Consider the following 19,414-nt stretch of genomic DNA (forward strand, 5'->3'; position numbering starts at 1 on the left):
ACTATTCTTTCATGTGCAATTTAGCCAATTCTAACCCTGATAAAGAAATAAAAAAAATGTTGTTTGTAACAACCTTCTGTTAACAAGGTATGCAAAGAACGCTTATTACTGGGTATTATTTTAATAATTCGTCGATTTTTTGAACATATTTGAGATAAATTTCCGGGATTTCGTTGTGCGATGCCTCCAGATAATCCTGTTCGGAACAAGCCAGAAAAACAAAGCTGTTTCCCATTGTTTGCAACCGAAGCCACCATTGCCCGGTTGTATTATCTTCATAAAAAACCAGCGGTGTTTCCACCTGCCAGATTTCAACTTTATGAACAACAAAGTGTTCCTCAACTTGAGGGTCAGCGTGACTCCGCTGTAAAACACCTTCGATAAAGTACCAGGCGCTTTCCGCTGCCAGCGCCACATTCAATCCGTCAGCGGCTTTATCATCATTCACCTCGAATAAGGCAAAAGTTTTTAGGCGGCGGCTTAATCCGGCATATTTGGCCAGCTGGCAGATCTCTTCTCCTCCCAGCCCGTTAGGCAATTTTCGCTTTCCTTTTACTTCCGAATGCTTCAGTGTTCCGAAATCAACGGCAACAAAATCGCTGTTTCGAAAGATCGGTTCTGCCAGAACGATGCTGTCTTTTAAAGCTCCTAAACTAAGATGTTCGCCAACTCCCTTTGTTTTTTCAAACAATGCAGCCGGGACATGATGACGCTGGTAACCCACAAGACTAAACTGAAAAATATCGGGCTGTTTGGTAAAAATTCGCGACAGGTAGTTTTGATTATCATAAGCTTCTTTTCCTTTCCGAACATCCAGAAACGCATCTACTGCCGAAAAGGTAAAAAACTGATTTCCCCGAAAGGCCTGACAGATTCCGTAGGCAAAATCCTCGCTACCACCCAGCACCAGGACGGTCACATTCAACTCGGCTAAATAATCGGTGATATCGCGTAAAGCGTAGTAATTGCCTTTGAGAGTTTGTGCCTGTTTCAGGTTTCCCAGGTCGATTACTTTTATTTTACCCGGTGCGGCCAGTTGATACAATTCCTTTCTGATAGCATCAGGAACAGAACTAGCCACAAGCTCGTTATCTTTCGTTTCGAATGGTACTCCAACAATTGCAATATCGGCCTTACCCAGATTCGATCCTGAACAAGCCAGTGTATTTTTTTCAAGGACAGTACCAAAAGAATGGTTCGGGCTTAAACGCGTGTTTTTATTCAGCACCTCAAAATCAACCGCATCAAAGTATTCAGTCAGGTCCATATTTTTTGCCTAAAAATAAGGGCAAATGATGGAATCATCTGCCCTTATAATTTATTTTTTTCTTGTTCTTTTCGCTTTTGGAGCGGGACCGCTTTCTATGATCTTCATACAATCCTCGAAACTAAGTTCCTCAGCTTTAGATGACTTCGGAATCTTAAAGTTCTTCTTTTTATATTTGATGTATGGCCCCCATCTTCCGTTTAATACCTGTAGATCAGCATCTTCTTTAAACACCTTCACTATGGAATTTCGGTCTTTCTCGCGCTTGGCTTCAATCAATTCAATGGCGCGGTCGAGTTCTACCGAATAAGGATCATCTTCTTTACCAAGCGAAACAAACTTGTTATCGTGCCTCACATATGGCCCGAAACGACCAATGGCAACGGTAACTTTTTTGCTTTCGTATTCACCTAATTCACGTGGAAGTTTGAACAGATCCAAAGCTTCCTCCAGTGTAATAGTTTCCAGATGCTGACCAGAACGCAAACTTGAAAACGTAGGTTTTTCGGCATCTTCTTCAGTTGAAGCCTCGCCAAGTTGAGCTAATGGCCCAAAACGACCGATCTTCACCGAAACCTGTTTTCCAGTTTTCGGATCGACACCTAAAATACGCTCACCTTTCGAGCGCTCTGCATTCTGAGTAGCATCTTCCACACGTTTGTGGAACGGCTGGTAGAACTTGTCGATCACTTCGTTCCACACCTTCTTGCCGTCAGCTATCTGGTCAAATTGCTTTTCAACATCGGCAGTAAAGTTGTAATCCATGATCTGCTCAAAATTGTCGATCAGGAAATCATTTACCACAATGCCGATATCGGTTGGGAACAGCTTGTTTTTTTCTGCTCCGGTTATTTCAGTTTTAACTTCTTCCTTAATTTCTCCTTTTTTCAACTCCAGCACCTGGTAATCGCGTTCCACTCCGGGGCGATCTTCTTTTACCACATAATTTCGGTTTTGAACCGTAGTAATGGTTGGTGCATAAGTTGACGGACGTCCGATTCCCAGTTCTTCGAGTCGTTTTACCAACGAAGCTTCTGTGTAACGCGCCGGTCGCTGCGTAAAACGCTCAGTTGCCAAAATGGATGATAAGCGGAGTTCATCTTTCGCGCGTAATGGCGGAATGATACTTTGTCCGTTTCCGTTTGCAGAGTTATCATCATCGGTCGATTCAATATAAACACGCAGGAATCCATCAAAAACGATTACTTCTCCGCTGGCGATAAATTTTTCACTGGTATTTGAAATATCGATAGTAACCGTAGTTTTTTCCATAATGGCATCAGCCATTTGCGATGCGATGGTACGTTTCCAGATCAATTCGTACAAACGCTGTTCCTGCGCCGAACCATCAACCGTTTCGTTCTCCATATAAGTAGGACGAATGGCTTCGTGTGCCTCCTGAGCTCCTTTCGACTTGGTTTTGAATCGACGAACTTTCACATAATTCTCGCCGTGCAATTCTTCAATTTTCTGTTTTGAAGTATTAATGGCCAGGTTCGAAAGGTTCACCGAGTCGGTACGCATGTACGTGATCTTTCCACTTTCGTACAAACGCTGAGCAACAGCCATCGTCTGTGAAACCGAGAAACCCAGTTTACGGCTGGCTTCCTGCTGAAGCGTAGATGTTGTAAATGGTTGAGCAGGCGTGCGTTTTCCCGGCTTTTTCGCCACATCGCTAACCGTGTATCCTGCTGTTTTGCATTTTTCAAGAAAAGCGTTGGCTTCGTCGCGGGTTTTAAAACGTTTCGAAAGTTCAGCTTTTAATTCAACCTGATTACCATTTTCATCAGGCACCAGGAACACAGCAATCACCCGAAAAGCCGATTCGCTGGTAAAATCGCGGATTTCACGTTCGCGTTCAACAATTAAACGCACAGCTACCGACTGCACCCTTCCGGCCGAGAGTGATGGTTTTACCTTTTTCCACAACACCGGTGAAACTTCGAAACCCACAATACGGTCGAGTACACGACGAGCTTGTTGTGCATCAACCAAATGATCGTCGATACTTCGCGGATTTTTTATGGCGTTGGTAATAGCATCCTTGGTGATCTCGTGAAAGACAATGCGTTTTGTCTTCTCCGGATTCAACTTTAACACCTCTTTCAGGTGCCAGGCAATGGCTTCTCCCTCGCGGTCTTCATCGGAAGCGAGCCAGACCATTTCGGCGTCCTTTGCCAGTTTCTTCAGTTCAGTAACTATTTTTCGCTTATCCGGGGTAACAATGTATTTGGGCTTAAAATTCTTTTCAATGTCAATTCCGAAATCCTTCTTCTCCAGGTCTCTCACATGGCCCATGCTTGAGGTTACCAAATATCCATCTCCAAGAAATCTTTCGATGGTTTTGGCCTTTGCGGGAGACTCGACTATTACCAGGTTTTTCTGCATACTTTTTCTAATCCGTTCAAAAAAATTTCTGCAAATTAAAGCATTTCAATCGCTAAGTTCAAAATTTGCACAGCTATTTTTATATTTCTATTTCTTTGAAAATGATGATTTTATTTTTAAAAATCTAAAATATTATTGCCGTTCAGGACGTTAAAACAGTGCTGCAAAAGTAATATCGTATATATTTGTTGTCCTATTATAATCAGCGAAATCCATGGGGGAAAAAAGTTCGAATTTTAAAATTTACCTGCTCGCATTTTGGTCGTTATTTGTTTTGTTTGCCGGTGGCATTACTTTGCTTTTCATTCTGATTGCCAACGGGAAACTGGGATTTATGCCAAGCTTCGAGGAGCTCGAAAACCCTAAAAACATACTGGCTTCAGAGATTTATTTTGAAGATGGAAAAATCATCGACAAATATTTCGTGAGCGAAAACCGCACCTTTGTCGACTATGATAATTTGCCACCTCATTTGATTGATGCACTGGTTGCAACCGAAGATGTGCGTTTCTACAAACATTCGGGAATCGATTTACGTGGATTGGTGCGAGTTGCCAAAGGTATCGTAACCGGAGATTCGAGTTCGGGAGGAGGAAGTACCCTGAGTCAGCAGCTGGCAAAAATGCTTTTCCCGAGAACCGGGGTAGAAAGCAAATTCGACCTGGTGCTGCGAAAATTCAAAGAGTGGGTGATTGCCGTTAAACTCGAACGCAGTTACACCAAGGAAGAAATCGTTTTGATGTATTTGAATAAATACGACTACCTGAACAACGCAGTTGGTATTAAATCGGCAGCCAACGTTTATTTTAGTATTCCTCCTGATTCGTTAAAACTTCACCAGGCTGCCATGTTGGTGGGTATGGCCAAAAACTCGTCGCTGTATAACCCGGTGCGACGCCCCGAACTGGTTCTAAAACGCCGCAACGTGGTGCTTTCGCAGATGCAGAAATACGGCTATATCACTAAAGCCGAAAGCGATTCAGCAAAACAGCTGCCACTCGACTTAGATTACAATAAAGTAGATTACAAACTTGGCCCGGCTCCTTATTTCAGGGAGTACCTGCGACTAACTTTGTCGGCAGAAAAACCTGAACGTGAAAATTATGCGTCGTGGCAAGGTCAGAAATACATTGAGGACCTGGCGGAATGGGAAAGCAATCCCTTGTTTGGCTGGTGCAACAAAAACAAAAAACCAAACGGTGAGAATTACAACATTTACACCGACGGGCTTAAAATTTATACCACACTTGATTCGCGCATGCAAAAGTACGCGGTTGAAGCAGTTGAACAACACCTGCGCTACGATCTGCAGCCACTGTTCGATGATAATATTAGCAACCTGAATAATCCGCCTTTTGCCAATAACATGAGTGCAACAGAAGTGGATGATTTACTCGACCGCGAGATCCGCAAAAGTGAACGCTATCGAGTAATGCGCCAGTCGGGTAAAAGTTTTGAGCAGATAAAGCAGCGTTTTAACGAACCGGCCGAAATGACCGTGTTCTCCTGGAAAGGAGAGGTTGATACCACCATGACTCCGATGGATTCGATAAAATACTACCTGCGTTATTTCCGTTCGTCGTTTATGGCGGTTGATACCGAAAGCGGCAAGGTAAAAGCCTATGTGGGTGGTCCCAACTACCAGTACTTTATGTACGATATGGTAAAAGACGGTAAACGTCAGGTGGGTTCTACTGTGAAACCATTTCTTTACACGCTGGCTATGCAAAACGGACTTACTCCTTGTACAAAAGTGCCTTATGTCAGTCAGCAATTTATTCAGCCCGATGGTTCGATTTACGAACCAAAAGATTCGGACGTTGACGAGGAAAAGGACGGGCAAATGGTGACCCTGAAATGGGGACTGGCCAACTCAAAAAACCGAATTTCAGCCTGGGTACTAAAACAATACAATCCGGCAGCGGTGGTTGAAGTGATGAAACGTTTGGGCATTGTTAGTCCGATTGATCCGGTGAATTCGATGTTCCTCGGGGTTTCGGATGTAACCTTGTACGAAATGGTTGGGGCATTTAATACCTATGCCAACCTTGGCGTTTATACCAAACCCTATTTTGTTACACGCATTGAAGACCGTTTTGGTAATGTAATTGCCCGCTTTTATCCTGAACGCCACGAGGCCATCGATGCACAAACCGCCTACCTAATGCTGAATTTGCTTCAGGGAGTTATTGATGAAGGCACCGGTATTCGTTTGCGTTCCACGAATCTGTGGCGCGAAAGGGTAACGAAGGAATATGGAGATTTCTCGATGCCAATTGCCGGAAAAACAGGAACTACGCAAAACCATTCCGATGGTTGGTTTATCGGTATCACACCAAAATTAACTGCCGGAGTATGGACAGGAGCCGACCTCCGAAGCATCCACTTTAAATCCATTGGAGCCGGACAGGGAGCTAACATGGCATTACCCATCTGGGGTTATTTTTACAAGAAAGTTCTGGCCGATGAATCATTGGGAATAAAGGAAGAGGATATGCAGTTTAAAAAACCCGCTAATTTCAATATCAACCTCGATTGCGACGATTCAAACAAAACAAAAAGTCCGGCTGAATTTGATGAGTTTTTCTAGTGAGCTTTGGGCTACGAGCCTTGAGTAGTGAGCTTTTAACTTTTCCAAAGTTCGGAACTTTGGAAAAGATTCCGGGTTTAAGCCAATTCTAAAACTTATTCTCGCGTATCTTTTCGAGTTGCAATTCTTCGAAAGGTTTTCCGGTTCTTGTCTGTTCGGGATAACCAACCGTTACAATACTCAAAATCCTGAAATTTTCAGGAATATCAAGTAAATCCTGAATGTATTTTTCGGCTGAAATTTCTTCCGAATGCATGCGCTTTCTGATTTGTATCCAACAGCTTCCTAGTCCTAAAGACTGAGCGGTTAATTGTAAAAGAATAGTTGCAATGGAACAGTCTTCCACCCACACATCGTTTTTAGTTTCATCGGCACAAACAACTATTGCCAGGGGTGAAGTTGAAAGTGGCATTACACCGTGCGGCTTACACTTTTTCAGGTCAGCAATCAGTTCCGGATCATCCACAAATAAAAATTCCCATGGATTTATGTTCTTTGAAGAGGGAGAACGTAAAGCAGCTTCCTTCAGAATTTCCAGTTTTTCAACTTCAATCTTCTGCGAAGTATATTTCCGGATACTTCTGCGTTGGCGTAAAAGTTCGATCATAATAGTTGATTCATAATTAGTAAAACTTACTTCAGCGCAAATTCAACGGCCATTTCGGCATGAATCCGCGTAGTATCAAATACAGGAACATTCACATCACCACTTTGAATTAACAGCGGTATCTCGGTGCATCCGAGAATCACTCCCTCCGCTCCTGCTTTTACCGCTTTGTCAATAATTGCCCGGTACGCCTGTTTTGATTCTGTTTTTATGTTTCCTTTTACAAGCTCATCATAAATAATCCGGTGCACGGTTTCCCGGTCCTGTTTATCAGGAATCAACGTTTCAATCCCGAAATTCTGATCGAGAATACGCTTGTAGAAATCCATTTCCATGGTGAAACGGGTACCAAGCAATAATACCTTTTTAATGTTCTGTTGCTGAATCGCCCGTCCGGCAGCTGCGGCGATATGAAGAAACGGGATGTTGGTATTTTGCGTGATCTCCCGGCTACATAAATGCATGGTGTTGGTGCATAATACAATAAATTCAGCACCTGCTTTTTCAAGATTTCGCGCAGCTTCCACCATTGCTTCTGTTAGTGAATTCCAGTCGTCCCTGTGCTGAAATTCTTCGATCTCAGCAAAGTCAACCGACTCGAGAACACACTTAGCCGAATGATAACCACCCAGCTTTTCATTCACTTTCCTGTTAATTATCCGATAATACACCTGGGTCGATTCCCAGCTCATTCCACCGATCAGTCCGATTTTCTTCATCGATTTGGCTTTTAGCGTGTAAAGTTAGGAGATAAAAAAAGGATTCCAGCTTTTAAAAGAGATGGAATCCTTCAATATTTCAGAATTCACCGGGTGACTATTTGAATCGTCTCAGAGTCACCCGGTGAACATTTGAATATCTATTGCAGACCGCTGCGTTCGAGCAAAGCATCAACTGTTGGCTCCTGGCCACGGAAACGTTTGTACAATTCCATTGGGTGTTCGGTACCACCTTTTTCAAGAATGTTGGTACGGAACGAAGCAGCCACTTCTTTGTTGAACAGGCCTTTTTCCTTGAATACACTGAAGGCATCGGCGTCAAGCACCTCAGCCCATTTATAGCCGTAGTAACCTGCAGCATAACCACCAGCAAAAAGGTGCCCGAATTGTGTGCTCATGCAAACACCATCAACCGGTTTAAAAATCTGCATTTTCTTCCAGGCTTTCTCTTCGAAATCTTTCACATTGCCGGTGAATGGTTTTTCCAGTGTATGCCAGGTCATATCGAGATACCCAAAGCTCAACTGGCGAATCGAAAGGTAACCGGCCAGGTAGTTTTGCGAATCAACAATTTTTTGAACCAACTCAGCGGGAATGGTTTCACCAGTCTGGTAATGTTTGGCAAAACGATCGAGGAATTCCTTTTCGGTGGCCCAGTTTTCCATGATCTGTGAAGGCAGCTCCACAAAATCGCGGTAAACATTGGTTCCCGACAAACTCGAATAGGTTGAATTTGCCAACATTCCGTGCAGTGCGTGCCCAAATTCGTGCATAAAAGTCTGCACTTCGTCAAAAGTCAGCAAGGCCGGCTTGGTCTCGGTTGGGCGGGTAAAATTCATTACGATGGTAACATGCGGACGCGAATCAACGCCATTGTCTTTCCACTGGCCTTTAAAGTCGTTCATCCAGGCACCGCCACGTTTTCCGGGGCGCGGGTGAAAATCGGTGTAAAATACCGAAAGGAATTTACCATCGGCATCGAAAACTTCGTAGGCAGTTACCTCATCGTTATAAACGGGTATGTCTTTATTTTCTTTGAACGTGATTCCGTACAGATCGGTAGCTAAACCAAAAACACCGTCAACCACATTGCTCAGTTCGAAGTAGGGTTTCAGCATTTCATCGTTCAGGTCGAATTTCTCGACCTTCAGTTTTTCGCTGTAGTAGCTCCAGTCCCAGGGCATAATTTCACCGTCGAAACCCAGTGTTTCAGCATATTCCTGAACCTCCTGTTTTTCCTGCATGGCCACTTTGTACGATGCTTCGTAAAGGTCATCGAGCAAGCCGTAAACGCCTGCCGGATTCATTGCCATTCTTTGCTCCAGCACATAATCGGCATAATTATCGTAACCCAGTAGTTTGGCCATTTCGAGACGGAGTTCTACAATTCGTTTTACATTTTCTGAGTTGTCGAATTCATCTCCTTTAAACGATTTCGAACCGTATGCCATGTAAATCTCTTTGCGCAAATCGCGGTTATCGGCATATTTCAGAACAGCCAGGTAACTTGGCATCGAGATATCGAACAACCACCCTTCCTTGTCCTTCGCTTTTGCTTTACCGGCAGCTGCTTCCAAAGCACTTTCAGGCAAACCTGCCAGAAGGCTTTCATCGGTAATGAGCTTCTCGTAAGCGTTGGTTTCTTTTAATACATTTTCGCCAAAATCAAGTGATAATTTTGAAAGCTCAGTGCTTATCGCTCTGAATTTTTCTTTGTCGGCTTCCGAAAGATTGGCTCCGCGACGAACAAATCCGTCGTAACTATTTTGCAGCAACATTTGCTGTTCAAGCGTCAGATCCAGTTTATCCTTTTGAGCATAAACCGCTTTTACGCGCTCAAAAAGAACGGGATCGAGCGAAATGTCGTTCTGAAATTTGGTAAACATCGGAGAGAACTCCTGTGCAATTTTTTGCAGATCGTCGTTGGTTTCCGAACTCAGCAGGTTAAAAAATATTCCTGCATTTCTCGATAATAAACGACCAACATGATCGAGCGCAACAATCGTATTCTCGAAAGTTGGCGCAGACGTATTGTTCTTTATGACTGCAACGTCCTGTTCGCCTTGCTTGATACCTTCTTCAAGCGCCGGCAAATAATGCTCGGTCTTTATTTTATCGAAGGGTGCAACATTGTGCGGGGTGTTAAAATCGCCCAGCAACGGGTTATTTTGTGCGTGTGACATTCCTAAATTCATTAAAAAAATTAAAACTATAACATAAACTGTCTTCATAGTGTTCCGATTAAATTAATTCTTTGTAATGATGAAACAAGTATTAAAAGTTGTATCAACATTACAGTTGGTCCTTATTTTTTTCGTTTTTTCTTCTTTTCAACCGACCAGCCAAACTTGCCGATCTTCTTTCCTATGCCGAAATAGTGCCCGTGACTGTAAACCAACGGATTTGCCTTTGAAAAACTAAAGGCGTCCTGCTCGTTGATGTAGGCGTCGTCGATGGAAACACCGAGCACTTCGGAAATAAACATGTGATGGCTCCCCAACTCAACAATATCCTTTACCCGGCACTCGATATTCACCGGCGATTCCTCGATAATGGGCGCTTTTACAAATTTTGCAGGCGCCGGAGTCAGGTTCATTTCCTTCCATTTATTGAATTTCCTACCCGAGCGGCAACCACACCAATCAGTAGCTTTAGCCAGCTTTTCAGTGGTCAGGTTAATCACAAATTCTCCGGTACGTTTTATGATTTCGTAGGAATGACGCCCCGGCCTGACTGAAATATAGCACATGGGCGGATCGCTGTTGATGGTGCCTGTCCAGGCAATGGTAATAATATTCTGTTCTTCGGGCGTTTCTCCACAGCTGACCATTACTGCAGGCAGCGGATAAATTATTGTTCCGGGTTTCCAGTATGTTCGTGCCATATTATTTTGATTTTGAATTCCAGTCTCACAGAGCCTGATTCGGGTTCAACTAAAGAAAACAAGGAAGTATCCTTATCAGAAACTTCCCTGCTGCTATCCTCTTTAAAATGTCGTATTCTTCTTAATCAACCGGATCCTGCCAGTCGCCATTTTCGCGAATCAGCTGCTCGAGTTCTTCCACCGCATTTTCGTATGGAATGTGGCGTTTTACCGGTTTCAATCCTTTGTACAGATTTACTTTCTGATTGCCGGCACCAACAAAACCATAATCCACATCGCCCATTTCGCCGGGTCCGTTCACCACACAACCCATAACACCAATTTTCAGGTGATCGAGATGTTTAAAATGCTCTTTAATGTTGCGCGTGGTTTCGTGCAGATCGAAAAGCGTACGTCCGCATCCCGGGCACGATATGAATTCCGTTTTTGATACCCGCATACGGCTGGCCTGCAGGATACCAAAACTCAGGTCTTTTAATTCGGTAAACGTAATGTTTTCTCCTTCATTCGACAGGCAAATTCCATCGCCGTAACCGTCAATCAGCAAACCGCCCAAATCAGCCGACGATTTAATGCGCAGGTCTTCGAGATTTCCCTCGTTATATTTTCGGTACAGAATTACCGGAACTTTCCAGATGTGCGTCTCCAGTGCCATAAAAAAGGCGCGAAGTTCGGCCATCGGGTTGGCATTGTAACTTTCCAGGATCAATACCGTTTTCCGGGTCTGTTTCAATTTCATAATTATTTCAGGATGCATATCCATAAAACGGTCGAATTCGGCCTTGTTTGTACGGATAAATTTCATCCTTCCCCAGCGCGTACTTTCAAACAGGTATTCCTCCAACGTGATTACCGGGTATTCCTCGCCTTCAATGTCCAGAATCTTATTTCCTGACAGGAAGTATTCGGGAACCAGTTTTCCGCGGATCGGGATCATTTCGCGCAGACTGCGATCGCCCAGATCGGCAATTACAACCGGCAACTGTTTGCCTCCCATATTCAGCACCGGACGCGTACTGCGTCGTTCGTACTCAAACGGATTGGTTTGTGCGATCATCGGCGCGGTAATCGGTGCATGATTCTGGTACTTTTTAAAATGATTCACCAGTTTTAGCGCCACCGGAATCTCATTGATTGGTTTTTCGGTCAATGAAATCCTAACCGTATCGCCAATTCCATCGGCAAGCAAAGCACCAACACCAACTGCAGATTTTAAACGTCCGTCTTCACCTTCACCGGCTTCGGTAACTCCCAGGTGAATCGGGAACTGCATGTCTTCCAAACGCATTTTAAAATTGAGCAAGCGAACGGTATAAACCATCACACGTGTATTGCTCGATTTTATGGAAACCACCACATTGGTGAAATTCTCCTTCTTACAAATGCGCAAAAATTCGAGTACCGATTCCGCAATTCCGGCCGGAGTATCGCCAAAACGACTCATCACCCTGTCGGATAACGAACCATGATTGGCACCGATTCGCAATGCTGTTTTGGTTTCTTTTAACAACCTCAGGAAAGGAACAAACTGTTTCTCGATGTTATCGAGTTCGTTTTTGTATTCCTCGTCGGTGTAAATTTTATTTTTGAACTGGGCACGTTTGTCGTAGAAATTACCCGGGTTGATACGCACTTTCGATACGTATTGCGCAGCCACTTCAGCCAGTTTCGGATTAAAATGAATATCAGCAATCAGCGGGGTATTGTAACCGCGTTCCACCAATTCCCTCTTAATCACCTTCAGGCTTTCAGCATCGCTCATACCTTTCACGGTAACGCGTACGTAATCGGCTCCTGCTTTTACCACCCTGATAACCTGCTCCACCGTTGCATCAGTATCCGTGGTGTCGGTATCCGTCATCGTTTGAATACGAATAGGATTGTCTCCTCCCACCGGCACGCTTCCGATCATTACCTCCGACGTTTTTTGCCGTTGGTATTTCGTTAAGTCTTTTATGTAGTTGAAATGGCGATCCTTCATTAACTTAGTCTGTTTAACTGCACTGCAAATTTAGCGTAATGCTTCTAAAATAAAAAGATTCGTCTATTTTTGTTTGATACGCATTACAGGCATGAGTATACAAACAAGCGATATCAGCAAATTGTTTGGAAAACAGCGGGCTTTAGACAAAGTCAGCATTTCCGTAAACAAGGGCGAACTTATTGGATTTCTGGGACCTAACGGAGCCGGAAAATCAACTTTGATGAAAATCATTACGGGTTATTTGCCTGCAGATGAGGGGGAATTTTTTATCAACGGCGATAAAATTATTTCCGGTAATCTCGACTACAAAAAAGATATTGGCTACCTGCCCGAACATAATCCGCTTTATCCCGACCTGTATATCAAAGAATACCTTGAAATAAGCGCCGGTTTTTATGGCTTGAAGAACGTAAAAAAGCGTGTTACCGAAATGATTGAACTTACCGGTTTGGGCATCGAACAACATAAAAAAATACGGGCGCTCTCGAAAGGTTACCGCCAGCGTGTAGGACTTGCGCAGGCACTTATCCATGATCCTTCGATTTTGATACTGGATGAACCCACAACCGGGCTTGATCCAAACCAACTGGAAGAGATCAGGAAATTGATTCGTGAGATCAGCCGTGAAAAAACGGTGATCCTGTCGTCGCACATTATGCAGGAAGTGGAAGCCGTGTGTAACCGGGTGATCATTATAAACCGTGGTAAAATTGTAGCCGACGGCGGCATTGCTGAAGTAAAATCGGGCAACCTGGGGCAAAAACAAATTGTAATTGCCGAATTCAAAGAAAGCGTATCGAAAGAACAGTTGCTGGCAATTGAAGGGATTGAGGACGTTGCGATTCTGGGAAATACCTGGGAACTGGAGGCCGGCCCTGAAACGGAAATCAGACCCGCCGTTTATGCCTTTGCCGTTGCCAATAAACTTACCCTGCTTACCCTGATGCAGAAACAACAAAACCTGGAAAGTGTATTCCACCAACTCACCCAGCAACAGAACTGAGATTTGAGTAATGAGTAGTAGTGGAAGAAAAGAAGTCGAATAAAAATGCAGAATATTCCCTAAATTCAACACTTCGTCGGAAAAAGCTGAATTACCAAATGATAACACTGTTTATTTGACCCAAAACTAAAATCCTTTCCTTATGAAACAGTTGCTATTTATTTTGCTTGTTGTCTTAACGTCGCTTAATTCATCCTATGCTCAACAAGAAAATCCTTTAGAAGAAACTACCTGGAATGTAATCCGGGAAAGACTTTTTAGCGGTGAGAATCCCAAAGCATATCGGTTTGAAGAAGACATCCGATTTCAGGTAATTGGAGCAAAGACGCATCAAGATTCTGTGGTATTTACACAGATGATAAATCAATTAAACGGACTTCTTGGAACTGTTCAAATAAAAATGGTGGATCAAGATCCTAACTTTAGAGTGACAATTGAAGAGAAAGAAGGCGGTTTTTCTAGATACTATAGTCAGATTCATTCGGGATCAGAAATTAAAAAAGTATATATTGGATTAAGTTTTAACGGAAACCTTACCGATCAGCAGACGATTAATTGCATTTATTTCTTAACAGTTCGGAATTTGGTGAAATTATTTCCACCTCGTCACGGAAGTACGCACTATAATGGCATTTTAGATGCAGAGAATGATTTTCAAGCTTCAGAATTACATTTTAACAAAATTGACAAAGAAATTCTTAGAGAACTGTACTCTAAAAATTTCTATAAAAACCTTAAAACGAATATCGTTCGAAGCGAAGGTTTTGAATATTACATTGTAATGCGTTTCGAGAAGTTATTGTACAATCTTTTTCTTGCGCTTAAGGTGCTTTTGGCAATAGTTGGATTTATGTATTTTCTTTTGAGGGAATCAAAAAAAATCAACAATCCTGGTCTATTCTCTTACCTGAAACAACGTTGGATTATTCTAGTAATTTTTCCCTTTTTCTATTCTTTTATTCAACCTTCTGGCAATCTGTTAATCCTTGCAATCACACGTTCTACAATATTTATTGTAAACTATTTTATAGCATTTCTTTTCGGAATATTCTTTTTGATATTTATCTATTATTCGGAGCGTTTATTGATGAAAAAGGTACACAGTTTTATTGGTCAGCAGTCCGTCGTAATTTTAACCACCATTACTTCTGCTTTTATAGTTCCACTTGTATTAATTCCAATAATTAATATGGTAGGAATGCTGTTTGATATGGCTGCAATTGGCTTAAATTATTTTTCAACTTTTCAGAATGCAACTTTGCTATTCTTGATTTTCCTTGTTGTTGCGCTTCGTTTTTTCTACAATTTTATCAATTATCGCATCCAAAGCATGGTCAACCAAAAAGATGTGGAAATTGCCAAAATGAAAGAGCTGAAAAATCAGGCCGAGCTAAATGCGCTGCATTCGCGTATAAACCCGCATTTCCTTTACAATTCGCTGAATTCAATTGCCAGCCTGGCGCACATTGACGCCGATAAAACTGAAAACATGGCCACCGGACTTTCCGAACTTTTCCGATACTCGATCAACAAGGAAGACAAAACCTTTGTAACTGTTACCGAGGAGCTGGAAATGGTAACAAAATACCTCGAAATTGAAAAAACGCGTTTTGACGATAAACTGGTGTACACGATCGATGCCGACGAAAGCACACGTGATAAACAAATCCCAAAATTCCTGATCCAGCCACTGGTTGAAAATGCGGTAAAACATGGGCTGTCGAAAATAAAAGCCATGGGGAAAATTACGGTGGAAGTAAAACAGCTTGAAAAAGATCTTTCAATTTCGATTTTTGACAACGGCCCCGATTTCCCGGCGGAACCGGTCAGCGGTTACGGGCTTCAAAACCTGCACGACAAGCTGGACATAATTTATGGAAACGATGCCGGTATTAACTGGGAAAACGGAGATAACAAACACGTTCGAATAATCCTGAAAAATCAGTTTAAGTAATGAAACTCAAGCAACCCTGGAAAACCATAATTGTTGACGACGAACCCCTTGCGCGGTTACGACTGAAAAAACTGGCCGATGATTATCCGGATAAATTTGAAATAGTTGCTGAGGCCGAAAACGGCGAAGAAGCCATTGAAAAAATCAACCGGCTTCGCCCTGAGTATATTTTCCTGGACATCCAGATGCCCGAAATCAGCGGATTTGAAGTGCTAAAAAAACTTGACTACCTGCCAAAAGTTATTTTTTGCACCGCTTTCGACGAATTTGCCTTGCAGGCTTTCGACACCCATTGTATCGACTACCTGGTGAAACCCCTAACAAAAGAACGGTTTGCCAAAACCATCGCCAAACTGGATCAGCTGAATGACAGCAGTCAGGAAATTAACCTGAACAAACTCATTGAGCAGTTTAACCAGGAACACCGGAAAAATGAGGCCACTTCGATTCCCGTAAAAGTTGGAGACCGGGTGATTTTCGTGCGGCTCGACGAAGTTTCCTACATCCAGTCTGATGAAAAATATGTAACCGTTGTTACCAAACATTCAAAATCGTACATCCTGGATTCGAGCTTAAAAAAACTGGAAGAAAAGCTCCCTGATTATTTTATTCGGGTACACAAGTCGTACCTCATCAACAAAAACCTGCTAAAGGAAATCAGAAAGCATTTCAACAACCGTTTTGTATTGATCTTCGATGATTACAATCAAAGCAAAATAACCAGCGGGAGAAGTTACTATACGGAGATTAAAGCGATGTTTGAATTCTAAAATACTTACAGGCGCAACCAAAACCAGTTCAGCAAATACTATTCAGAATAAATTCAAACATTTACAAAGATATTCCTGCGTCCGGAAAACTGTTTATTGTTTCGATGGTAACGAATGCTGGAGCAGGCGAGAAAATCAGGAAATTTCTTGCTATACGAAATCATTGGAAAAGAAAGGATTTTATTTTGCTAGGGTAAAACTCAAAGAACATACGTATCTCCCAATATTCTCCCGGTTTGTGTATCAATTTTTATAAAATATGTTTTTTCCTGTGATACCACCCACAGCATTAAATCCCAACAATCACTAACAATTATTTTTTCGGGATAAGAACTCACATAAAAGGATCTTTTGTAAATCAGAGCAGGCTGATTATTTCTCCATAAATCCTCATCTACCTGTTCCGAAAAATGTTTGGCAGCCACCTTTAAGGCAGCCTTCAAGTCATAATTTAAATGCTGTGGTAATATGGCAATCGGAAGCCAGTGTCCTTCAACCTGAACCAAACTTTCGGTTAGGTTAAAAACAAAATCTATTTGCAGAACGTCACTACCCCAGGCGAAAGATTGCCCATTTAACGAGTTCTGTTTCAGAACGATATGATAACTAGCTGCTTTTTCCGCTCCCTCAGTGTTGAAGTATTCAACTACACTCATTATTTTATTGCTTTGAGTCAAATCGTCGAATCCATAAACACTTAACTCATTATTCAGGTCCAGATTCACCGAAGAAGGAATTCCAAAAAATTCAGCGTTAATATTGATCAGACTGTCAATTGTTGCGAACACATAGGCTGCATCCACCGTTTCACTTGTATCTATTGAAATTCCACCTTCAACAAATCCAAACTGTGTGATCGTCAATCCCTCATACGGATTTGTTCTTTGAAACTCTGTGTTTTTAGTCTGCCGCTCGATCTGCGATAAAGCTTCATAAACGGTTGGATAACCGGGTTCGACTACGAGATCATTTTCTTCATTTTCTTCCTGACAGGAAATAATAAACAAAAAAAGAAAAACGGAAAGAAATGAGGTTATATTAGTTTTCATAAGAATAAAGATTTACTGCATGGCTGCAAATTTAATGCCAGCAACGTTATTTGTTGCCGAACCAAATGGAACTTAAAATAATTCCAAATTACCTCTTTTTTATTCAAAATAAAGCTATTACATTTGTCCCCGCTACGTGGAAGGATTTGAGATTGATTGCAACCACAGAAAAAAATGCTAAAGCAATCGTGCTTTATTTTCATTTTGCAATCCTATTATTCCCGCAGTTTAAATTTAGTGTTGAATTAGAGTTTTTACGGTTTGTCAACCTGAACTTGTTTCAGGTTCTCAGATTCTGAATCCGTCAATTGACGGACCGAATGACGGCGACACCGGAAAGCTCAATAAAATTTAGGGAAATGCATTATTTATTTACAAGTGAATCGGTTTCTGAAGGCCATCCTGACAAGGTTGCCGATCAGATTTCAGATGCCCTGCTGGATCAGTTTCTGGCTTTTGATGCCAACTCGAAAGTGGCCATTGAAACACTGGTAACTACCGGACAGGTAATTGTTGCCGGCGAAGTTAAATCGCAAACCTATGTTGATGTACAGGAAGTAGCCCGTAAAGTGATCAACGATATTGGCTACACCAAAGCTGCTTACCGTTTCGATGGTGATTCGTGCGGTGTGCTGACTGCCATTCATGAACAAAGTGACGACATCAACCGCGGTGTCGACAAGGAAGACAAAGACAACCAGGGTGCAGGCGACCAGGGAATGATGTTTGGTTATGCCTGCAAAGACACCGACAATTACATGCCTTTGTCGCTCGAACTGTCGCATGTTATTTTGCAGGAACTGGCGGTTATCCGTCGCGAACAGGAAGTTATGACTTACCTGCGTCCGGACTCAAAATCGCAGGTTACCATTGAGTACAACGAGGATAATGAACCCGTAAAAGTTCATACGATCGTTGTTTCTACCCAACACGACGAGTTTGACGCCGACGAGCCCATGCTGGCTAAAATCAAGGAAGATGTCATCAACATTTTGATTCCGCGTGTAAAAGCAAAATTGCCCGAACGTGTTCAGGCTTTGTTTGGCGACGACATTATTTATCACGTTAATCCAACGGGTAAATTTGTAATCGGTGGCCCTCACGGCGATACCGGCTTAACCGGACGAAAAATCATTGTTGATACCTACGGAGGCCGTGGTGCGCATGGTGGTGGCGCTTTTTCAGGAAAAGATCCATCGAAAGTTGACCGCTCGGCTGCTTACGCTGCCCGTCATATTGCCAAAAACCTGGTAGCAGCCGGAGTTGCCGACGAAATTCTTGTTCAGTTGGCCTACGCAATTGGTGTTGCCGAGCCGGTTGGTGTTTTTGTAAATAGCTATGGCCGCTCGAATGTAGCCTTGTCGGATGCCGAAATTGCCGAAAAAGTAAAAAGTATTTTCGACCTGCGTCCTTCAGCCATCGAAAAACGCCTGTCGCTTCGCAATCCAATTTACCTCGAATCGGCTGCCTATGGCCATATGGGCAGAACACCAAGAACGGTTGTGAAAACTTTTGAATCGCAATATTGGGGAAAAGTTGAGACCGAAGTTGAGTTATTTACATGGGAAAAACTTAATTTTGTCGATCAGATTAAAGAAACTTTCGGAATCTAATTCCGAGGGTAAGCATTAATAATACGCTTCGGGGCGGTTTGTCGTTGACAGACCGCCCTTTTTTGTGAAAGATTCATTCAGGAATGAGCTTTTTAACCTTCCTCTTATCGCTCCCTGCAAGCAACTACCTTTATACACCTCTGTGTGAGGTTCTGCTCCCTTTTCGTCCGGAACAATCATTAAGCTTCGATCAGCCCTTTTCGCCGGACGAGGTACAACATGCTCTTTTACCCAGGCCGCCGTAATTCGTTGAAATACTTTGGCCTGGGCCAAAATATAACGCACTTTCAGCGCTTTTTTTCGTTTATAAAGAATTTCCGAAGGCAAGTTTTGCCCTTTTAAAGGGCTGAAAGTCCTTAGTCATTCAGCCCCGGGCAGAATGATCCCGAGACGTCGGGAGAATGTCGCCCGGGGTTAACGATCCCACAAAATCGGCGCAACTGCAACAATACATTGAAAAGGTACACTATAATGCGCCGAATTTCTGCTGCTGATCAAAATCGCTCATTCCTTGTATTTGTATAAAAAGGTAGTTTTTTGAAGGGAGATCCGTCCGGAGCCGTCATTCGGGTACAGGTTAGAGGGT

At 42.7% G+C, this 19,414-nt stretch carries 14 protein-coding genes; 5 read left to right on the forward strand and 9 right to left on the reverse strand.

Annotation, left to right across the window (positions count from 1 at the left end; translation table 11 throughout):
* Window positions 1-115: 115 nt before the first annotated feature.
* Window positions 116-1,267, reverse strand: coding sequence for an arginase family protein (locus HFD85_RS13445; protein ID WP_167610616.1), 1,152 nt, complete (start codon window positions 1,265-1,267; stop codon window positions 116-118).
* Window positions 1,268-1,318: 51 nt separating this feature from the next.
* Window positions 1,319-3,655, reverse strand: a complete 2,337-nt coding sequence (gene topA, locus HFD85_RS13450) for a type I DNA topoisomerase (RefSeq protein WP_167610619.1) — start codon at window positions 3,653-3,655, stop codon at window positions 1,319-1,321.
* Between the two features lie 214 nt (window positions 3,656-3,869).
* Between topA and HFD85_RS13455 the strand changes: the two genes are divergently transcribed.
* Window positions 3,870-6,245, forward strand: coding sequence for a transglycosylase domain-containing protein (locus HFD85_RS13455; protein WP_167610622.1), 2,376 nt, complete (start codon window positions 3,870-3,872; stop codon window positions 6,243-6,245).
* Window positions 6,246-6,333: 88 nt separating this feature from the next.
* On the opposite strand, the gene HFD85_RS13460 is transcribed toward HFD85_RS13455, so the two are convergent.
* The 5 genes from HFD85_RS13460 to ispG all read right to left on the reverse strand — a co-directional run bounded on the left by HFD85_RS13460 (window position 6,334) and on the right by ispG (window position 12,436).
* The gene (locus tag HFD85_RS13460) at window positions 6,334-6,852 is read right to left on the reverse strand and encodes a nitroreductase family protein (protein WP_167610625.1); all 519 of its coding nucleotides are present in this window, start codon (window positions 6,850-6,852) and stop codon (window positions 6,334-6,336) included.
* Between the two features lie 26 nt (window positions 6,853-6,878).
* Entirely contained in the window at window positions 6,879-7,571 is a 693-nt protein-coding gene (locus tag HFD85_RS13465) for an aspartate/glutamate racemase family protein (RefSeq protein ID WP_167610628.1), read from the reverse strand.
* A gap of 140 nt (window positions 7,572-7,711) precedes the next feature.
* On the reverse strand, window positions 7,712-9,754 hold the full coding sequence (locus HFD85_RS13470; protein WP_167610631.1) for a M3 family metallopeptidase: 2,043 nt from the start codon (window positions 9,752-9,754) through the stop codon (window positions 7,712-7,714).
* 122 nt (window positions 9,755-9,876) lie between these two features.
* Window positions 9,877-10,455, reverse strand: coding sequence for a flavin reductase family protein (locus tag HFD85_RS13475; RefSeq protein WP_167610634.1), 579 nt, complete (start codon window positions 10,453-10,455; stop codon window positions 9,877-9,879).
* Between the two features lie 121 nt (window positions 10,456-10,576).
* Entirely contained in the window at window positions 10,577-12,436 is a 1,860-nt protein-coding gene (ispG, locus tag HFD85_RS13480) for a (E)-4-hydroxy-3-methylbut-2-enyl-diphosphate synthase (protein WP_167610637.1), read from the reverse strand.
* A gap of 91 nt (window positions 12,437-12,527) precedes the next feature.
* On the opposite strand from ispG, the gene gldA reads away from it, so the two are divergent.
* From gldA to HFD85_RS13495, 3 genes are all read left to right on the forward strand, one after another.
* A complete protein-coding gene (gene gldA, locus HFD85_RS13485) occupies window positions 12,528-13,442 on the forward strand; it encodes a gliding motility-associated ABC transporter ATP-binding subunit GldA (RefSeq protein WP_167610640.1) in 915 nt (304 codons plus the stop codon).
* A gap of 142 nt (window positions 13,443-13,584) precedes the next feature.
* Window positions 13,585-15,396, forward strand: coding sequence for a sensor histidine kinase (locus HFD85_RS13490; RefSeq protein ID WP_167610643.1), 1,812 nt, complete (start codon window positions 13,585-13,587; stop codon window positions 15,394-15,396).
* Window positions 15,396-16,166 carry a LytR/AlgR family response regulator transcription factor gene (locus HFD85_RS13495; RefSeq protein WP_167610646.1) on the forward strand — a complete coding sequence of 257 codons (771 nt, stop codon included), beginning with the start codon at window positions 15,396-15,398 and terminating at the stop codon, window positions 16,164-16,166. The genes HFD85_RS13490 and HFD85_RS13495 overlap by 1 nt, the downstream gene beginning before the upstream one ends.
* A 200-nt stretch (window positions 16,167-16,366) precedes the next feature.
* Here the strand turns inward: HFD85_RS13495 and HFD85_RS13500 are convergent, their stop codons facing one another.
* The gene (locus HFD85_RS13500; protein ID WP_167610650.1) at window positions 16,367-17,215 is read right to left on the reverse strand and encodes a hypothetical protein; all 849 of its coding nucleotides are present in this window, start codon (window positions 17,213-17,215) and stop codon (window positions 16,367-16,369) included.
* A gap of 359 nt (window positions 17,216-17,574) precedes the next feature.
* Between HFD85_RS13500 and metK the strand changes: the two genes are divergently transcribed.
* On the forward strand, window positions 17,575-18,828 hold the full coding sequence (gene metK, locus HFD85_RS13505; RefSeq protein WP_167610653.1) for a methionine adenosyltransferase: 1,254 nt from the start codon (window positions 17,575-17,577) through the stop codon (window positions 18,826-18,828).
* 15 nt (window positions 18,829-18,843) lie between these two features.
* Here metK and HFD85_RS13510 read toward each other — a convergent pair whose 3' ends face one another.
* A complete protein-coding gene (locus HFD85_RS13510; protein WP_167610656.1) occupies window positions 18,844-19,155 on the reverse strand; it encodes a hypothetical protein in 312 nt (103 codons plus the stop codon).
* Window positions 19,156-19,414: the final 259 nt, after the last annotated feature.

It is taken from the genome of Maribellus sediminis (assembly GCF_011799805.1).
Classification (GTDB): Bacteria; Bacteroidota; Bacteroidia; order Bacteroidales; family Prolixibacteraceae; genus Draconibacterium; species Draconibacterium sediminis_A.

Bases quoted from the DNA above. Each gene is read 5' to 3' on its own strand.
- HFD85_RS13445 (WP_167610616.1), bottom strand. From the start codon at position 1,267: ATGGACCTGACTGAATACTTTGATGCGGTTGATTTTGAGGTGCTGAAT.
- topA (WP_167610619.1), bottom strand. From the start codon at position 3,655: ATGCAGAAAAACCTGGTAATAGTCGAGTCTCCCGCAAAGGCCAAAACC.
- HFD85_RS13455 (WP_167610622.1), top strand. From the start codon at position 3,870: ATGGGGGAAAAAAGTTCGAATTTTAAAATTTACCTGCTCGCATTTTGG.
- HFD85_RS13460 (WP_167610625.1), bottom strand. From the start codon at position 6,852: ATGATCGAACTTTTACGCCAACGCAGAAGTATCCGGAAATATACTTCG.
- HFD85_RS13465 (WP_167610628.1), bottom strand. From the start codon at position 7,571: ATGAAGAAAATCGGACTGATCGGTGGAATGAGCTGGGAATCGACCCAG.
- HFD85_RS13470 (WP_167610631.1), bottom strand. From the start codon at position 9,754: ATGTCACACGCACAAAATAACCCGTTGCTGGGCGATTTTAACACCCCG.
- HFD85_RS13475 (WP_167610634.1), bottom strand. From the start codon at position 10,455: ATGGCACGAACATACTGGAAACCCGGAACAATAATTTATCCGCTGCCT.
- ispG (WP_167610637.1), bottom strand. From the start codon at position 12,436: ATGAAGGATCGCCATTTCAACTACATAAAAGACTTAACGAAATACCAA.
- gldA (WP_167610640.1), top strand. From the start codon at position 12,528: ATGAGTATACAAACAAGCGATATCAGCAAATTGTTTGGAAAACAGCGG.
- HFD85_RS13490 (WP_167610643.1), top strand. From the start codon at position 13,585: ATGAAACAGTTGCTATTTATTTTGCTTGTTGTCTTAACGTCGCTTAAT.
- HFD85_RS13495 (WP_167610646.1), top strand. From the start codon at position 15,396: ATGAAACTCAAGCAACCCTGGAAAACCATAATTGTTGACGACGAACCC.
- HFD85_RS13500 (WP_167610650.1), bottom strand. From the start codon at position 17,215: ATGAAAACTAATATAACCTCATTTCTTTCCGTTTTTCTTTTTTTGTTT.
- metK (WP_167610653.1), top strand. From the start codon at position 17,575: ATGCATTATTTATTTACAAGTGAATCGGTTTCTGAAGGCCATCCTGAC.